Source organism: Pseudomonas lopnurensis, from assembly GCF_015070855.1.
Lineage (GTDB): Bacteria > Pseudomonadota > Gammaproteobacteria > Pseudomonadales > Pseudomonadaceae > Stutzerimonas > Stutzerimonas lopnurensis.
The window spans coordinates 50,033-54,519 of record NZ_JADDIX010000025.1; the positions used below are offsets into that span (position 1 = coordinate 50,033).

Below are 4,487 nucleotides of genomic sequence, written 5' to 3' on the forward strand. Positions count from 1 at the left end.
CCCCCCCCCCCCGTTGGGCTTCGCTGCGCTCAACGCCAACCTACCCGCGAGTGCGCGATTGCGGGACAGCCTCAGCCCTGCTCGCTCTTCTTGCGAATCCAGTACAGATAGGTCCCCGAGGCTTGTTGCTGCTCGACCAGCTCGTGGCCGAGAAAGATGCAGAATTTGGGAATGTCGCGCTGGGTCGACGGGTCGGTGGCGATGACCTTGAGCAAGGCACCGCTGGCCAGGTCACGCACCTTGTTGTGCAGCATCATCACCGGCTCGGGGCAATTCAGGCCGCTGGCATCGAGTACGGCATCGGCTGTCATTTCGGCTGATCGGGTCATCACGGGCTCCGGAAAACAGGTCGGCATTGTCGCGCAGATGGGCCGGAAGGTCACTCGTCAGAGACGACGCAGATGGCAGGTCACTTCCTCGCGGTCGTGATACAGCTGCTTGCAGCCGATGCTGGCCTTCACCCTGCGTTCGGCGAGGCCATCGGCGATGCGTTCCAACAGGCGTTTCACTTCGGCGTAGCGCTGCTTCATCGGCAGCTTGAGGTTGACCACCGCCTCGCGGCACAGGCCCTCGCCGATCCAGGTTTCCAGCAGCGCGGCATTGCGCGCGGGCTTCTCGACGATGTCGCAGACCATCCAGTCCACCGGTCTGCGCGGACGGAAGGTGAAGCCGTCGGCACGGAAATGCTCGACCAGCCCGGAATCCATCAGCTCGGCATTCATCGGCCCGTTGTCCACGGCGCTGACCCTGATGTGCCGGTTGACCAGCTGCCAGGTCCAGCCGCCGGGCGCCGCGCCGAGGTCGACGCCGGTCATGCCGGCAGCCAGGCGCCTGTCCCACTGCTCGCGGGGAATGAAGTGGTGCCAGGCCTCCTCCAGCTTCAGCGTCGAGCGGCTCGGCGCCTGGCGCGGAAATTTCAGCCGTGGAATGCCCATCGGCCAGAGCGCGCTGTTGTGCGCTTCGGCGATGCCGGCGAACACTTCGCGCCCGCTCTTGAAGGTCAACAGCAGGCGCGGACCATGGCCCTGCTCGTCGAGCCGGCCAGCCTTGACCAGGGCCTTGCGCAGCGGCGCCTCGAACTTGCGGCAGAAATTGGAGAGCTCCTTGCCGTCGTTGGTATCCAGCACCTCCAGCCATAGGCTGCTGCAGATCGGATAACCGGCCAGATGCGCCAGCAGCACGCTGATGCGGTCGGTTTCCGGTAACTGCAGGTATTCGCCGCGCGCCCATTGGCGGGGAAAGATCAGCTCGGCGAAACGCAGGCCGCGCATCAGCCGCTCGGCGCCCCCGCTCTCGCTGCAGATGAATTCGGCGCAGGCGCTGTCCGGCCTGGCCTTGGCGTAGCCGGCCACGCCGAGCAATGCCGCATGGTCGCTGATCTCGGCGCAAACCTCGCCTTCGAAACCGGGGCGGCAATGCAGCAGCAATGTGTTCATGGTCGAATCCTGTAGGCGCGTCGGGGCGGGGCCAAAGCCGCGCATGATAGCCGAGCGGGGGAACCCTCGGTTGCATGGTTCGGTCCAGTGCAGTAGCAAAAGCCCTGCCGAAGAGCTAATTTCAAAGCTCAGTCATCAGCCAGCCCGGACCGTGCGGGCGCAAGGAGATGAGGAATGCCGTCCCTGGATAGCCTGAATTGCCGTCGCAGCCTCGAGGTTGCCGGCAAGACTTACCATTACTACAGCCTGCCCGACGCCGCCGCCCAACTGGGCGACATCGCCCGTCTGCCGACTTCGCTCAAGGTGCTGCTGGAAAATCTGCTGCGCTGGGAAGATGACGTGACCGTCCACGCCGACGATCTCAAGTCCCTGGTCCTCTGGCTGCGGACCCGCAGCTCCGAGCACGAAATCCAGTACCGCCCCGCGCGCGTACTGATGCAGGATTTCACCGGCGTGCCGGCGGTGGTCGACCTGGCCGCGATGCGCGATGCGGTGGCCCGGGCCGGCGCCGATCCACAGAAGATCAACCCGCTCTCACCGGTGGACCTGGTAATCGACCACTCGGTGATGGTCGACCGTTTCGGCACCGATCAGGCCTTCGGGCGGAACGTCGAGATCGAGATGCAGCGCAATGGCGAGCGCTACGAGTTCCTGCGCTGGGGCCAGCAGGCCTTCCACAATTTCAAGGTGGTTCCACCGGGCACCGGCATCTGCCACCAGGTCAACCTGGAATACCTCGGCCAGGTGGTCTGGACCCGCGAGGAGGATGGCGAGACCTACGCCTACCCCGACACGCTGGTCGGCACCGATTCGCACACCACCATGATCAACGGCCTCGGCGTGCTGGGCTGGGGCGTCGGCGGCATCGAGGCCGAGGCGGCGATGCTCGGCCAGCCGGTGTCGATGCTGATTCCCGAAGTCGTCGGCTTCCGCCTGACCGGCAGGCTCAACGAAGGCGTGACCGCCACCGACCTGGTGCTGACCGTCACCCAGATGCTGCGCAAGCACGGCGTGGTGGGCAAGTTCGTCGAGTTCTATGGCCCCGGCCTGGATCATCTGCCGCTGGCCGACCGCGCCACCATCGGCAACATGGCGCCCGAATACGGCGCTACCTGCGGCTTCTTCCCGGTGGACCAGGTGACCATCGATTACCTGCGCCTGACCGGCCGCAACGAGGAGCGCATCGCCCTGGTCGAGGCCTACAGCAAGGCCCAGGGCATGTGGCGCGACAGCGACTCGCCGGACCCGCTGTTCAGCGCCACCCTGGAACTGGACCTGAGCCAGGTGCAACCCTCCGTAGCCGGCCCCAAGCGCCCGCAGGATCGGGTATCGCTCGGCGACATCGGCGCCAGCTTCGACCTGCTGCTGGAAACCAGCGGCCGCAAGCAGCAGACGGATACGCCGTTCGCCGTCGCGGGCGAGGATTTCGCCCTCAGGCACGGCGCCGTGGTGATCGCCGCCATCACCTCCTGCACCAACACCTCCAATCCCAACGTACTGATGGCCGCCGGCCTGGTGGCGAAGAAGGCCGTGGAACGCGGGCTCAAGCGCCAGCCCTGGGTCAAGTCCTCGCTGGCGCCGGGTTCGAAGGTGGTGACCGATTACCTGGAACGCGCCGGCTTGACGCAATATCTGGATCAGCTCGGCTTCAACCTGGTGGGCTACGGCTGCACCACCTGCATCGGCAACTCGGGGCCGCTGCCGGACGCCATCGGCCAGGCGATCACCGAGAACGATCTGATCGTCTGCTCGGTGCTTTCCGGCAACCGCAACTTCGAGGGCCGCGTGCATCCGCTGGTCAAGGCCAATTGGCTGGCTTCCCCGCCGCTGGTGGTGGCCTTCGCCCTGGCTGGCACCACGCGCATCGACATGGACAAGGAGCCGCTGGGCTACGATGCGCAGAACCAGCCGGTGTACCTCAAGGACATCTGGCCGAGCAGTGCGGAGATCGCCGAAGCCGTCGGCCGGATCGACGGCCAGATGTTCCGCAGCCGCTACGCCGACGTGTTCAGCGGCGACGAGCACTGGCAGAAGATCCCGGTGAGCGCCGGCGATACGTACCAGTGGAATGCCGGCTCCAGCTACGTGCAGAACCCGCCGTTCTTCGAGGACATCGGGCAGCCGCCGGCCCCGCCTGCCGATGTCGAGAACGCACGCATTCTCGCGCTGTTCGGCGACTCCATCACCACCGATCACATCTCCCCGGCCGGCAACATCAAGTCCAGCTCGCCGGCCGGCCTGTATTTGCAGTCGCTGGGCGTGCAGCCGGAAGATTTCAACTCCTACGGTTCGCGTCGCGGCAACCACGAAGTGATGATGCGCGGCACCTTCGCCAACATCCGCATCAGGAACGAGATGCTCGGTGGCGAGGAAGGTGGCAACACGCTGCACCAGCCCAGCGGGGAGAAGCTGTCGATCTACGACGCGGCGATGCGCTACCAGGCCGAAGGCGTGCCGCTGGTGGTGATCGCCGGCAAGGAGTACGGCACCGGCTCCAGTCGCGACTGGGCGGCCAAGGGCACCAACCTGCTGGGGGTCAAGGCGGTGATCGCCGAGAGCTTCGAGCGCATCCACCGTTCCAACCTGATCGGCATGGGCGTACTGGCACTGCAGTTCGTCGGTGACCAGACGCGCCAGTCGCTCGCCCTGGATGGCACCGAAAAGCTGTCGATCCGCGGCCTCGGCGCCGACGTCAAGCCGCGCCAGTTGCTGACCGTGGACGTGGAACGCAGCGACGGCTCGCATGGCTCCTTCCAGGTACTGTGCCGCATCGACACGCTCAACGAAGTGCAGTATTTCAAGGCCGGAGGCATCCTGCATTACGTGCTGCGCCAGTTGATCGGCAGTTGAGCGGGCGACCATGAACGCGGGAAGAACGAACGTCGTTTTCCCGCTCCCGGCTGTTGCAAGAAGCTTCGCGATTAACCTGGGAGTGAACTTCCGGGGCGCTGTGCGCCCCGTCGGGCGGCAATGATTCCCGGTGCGCGGAGCGCACCCGAATTAAAAGGCTCTGTCCCAATTGCGTGTTGCTCGAAGTGTCGAGGTGTTCTG

Annotated in this window: 3 protein-coding genes; 1 reads left to right on the forward strand and 2 read right to left on the reverse strand. The window is 65.5% G+C overall.

Going from position 1 to position 4,487, the window contains the following annotated elements; translation table 11 throughout:
- Nucleotides 1–71: 71 nt before the first annotated feature.
- Nucleotides 72–329, reverse strand: coding sequence for a sulfurtransferase TusA (tusA, locus tag IN820_RS05750; protein WP_102894190.1), 258 nt, complete (start codon nucleotides 327–329; stop codon nucleotides 72–74).
- 57 nt (nucleotides 330–386) lie between these two features.
- A complete protein-coding gene (gene rlmM / locus IN820_RS05755) occupies nucleotides 387–1,436 on the reverse strand; it encodes a 23S rRNA (cytidine(2498)-2'-O)-methyltransferase RlmM (RefSeq protein WP_102894191.1) in 1,050 nt (349 codons plus the stop codon).
- Nucleotides 1,437–1,610: 174 nt separating this feature from the next.
- Here rlmM and acnA point away from each other — a divergent pair, with 174 nt between their 5' ends.
- Nucleotides 1,611–4,286, forward strand: a complete 2,676-nt coding sequence (gene acnA, locus IN820_RS05760; RefSeq protein WP_193680054.1) for an aconitate hydratase AcnA — start codon at nucleotides 1,611–1,613, stop codon at nucleotides 4,284–4,286.
- The last annotated feature ends 201 nt before the right edge of the window (nucleotides 4,287–4,487 follow it).

Coding starts and splice junctions, on each gene's coding strand:
- tusA (WP_102894190.1), bottom strand. CDS start 329: ATGACCCGATCAGCCGAAATGACAGCCGATGCCGTACTCGATGCCAGC.
- rlmM (WP_102894191.1), bottom strand. CDS start 1,436: ATGAACACATTGCTGCTGCATTGCCGCCCCGGTTTCGAAGGCGAGGTT.
- acnA (WP_193680054.1), top strand. CDS start 1,611: ATGCCGTCCCTGGATAGCCTGAATTGCCGTCGCAGCCTCGAGGTTGCC.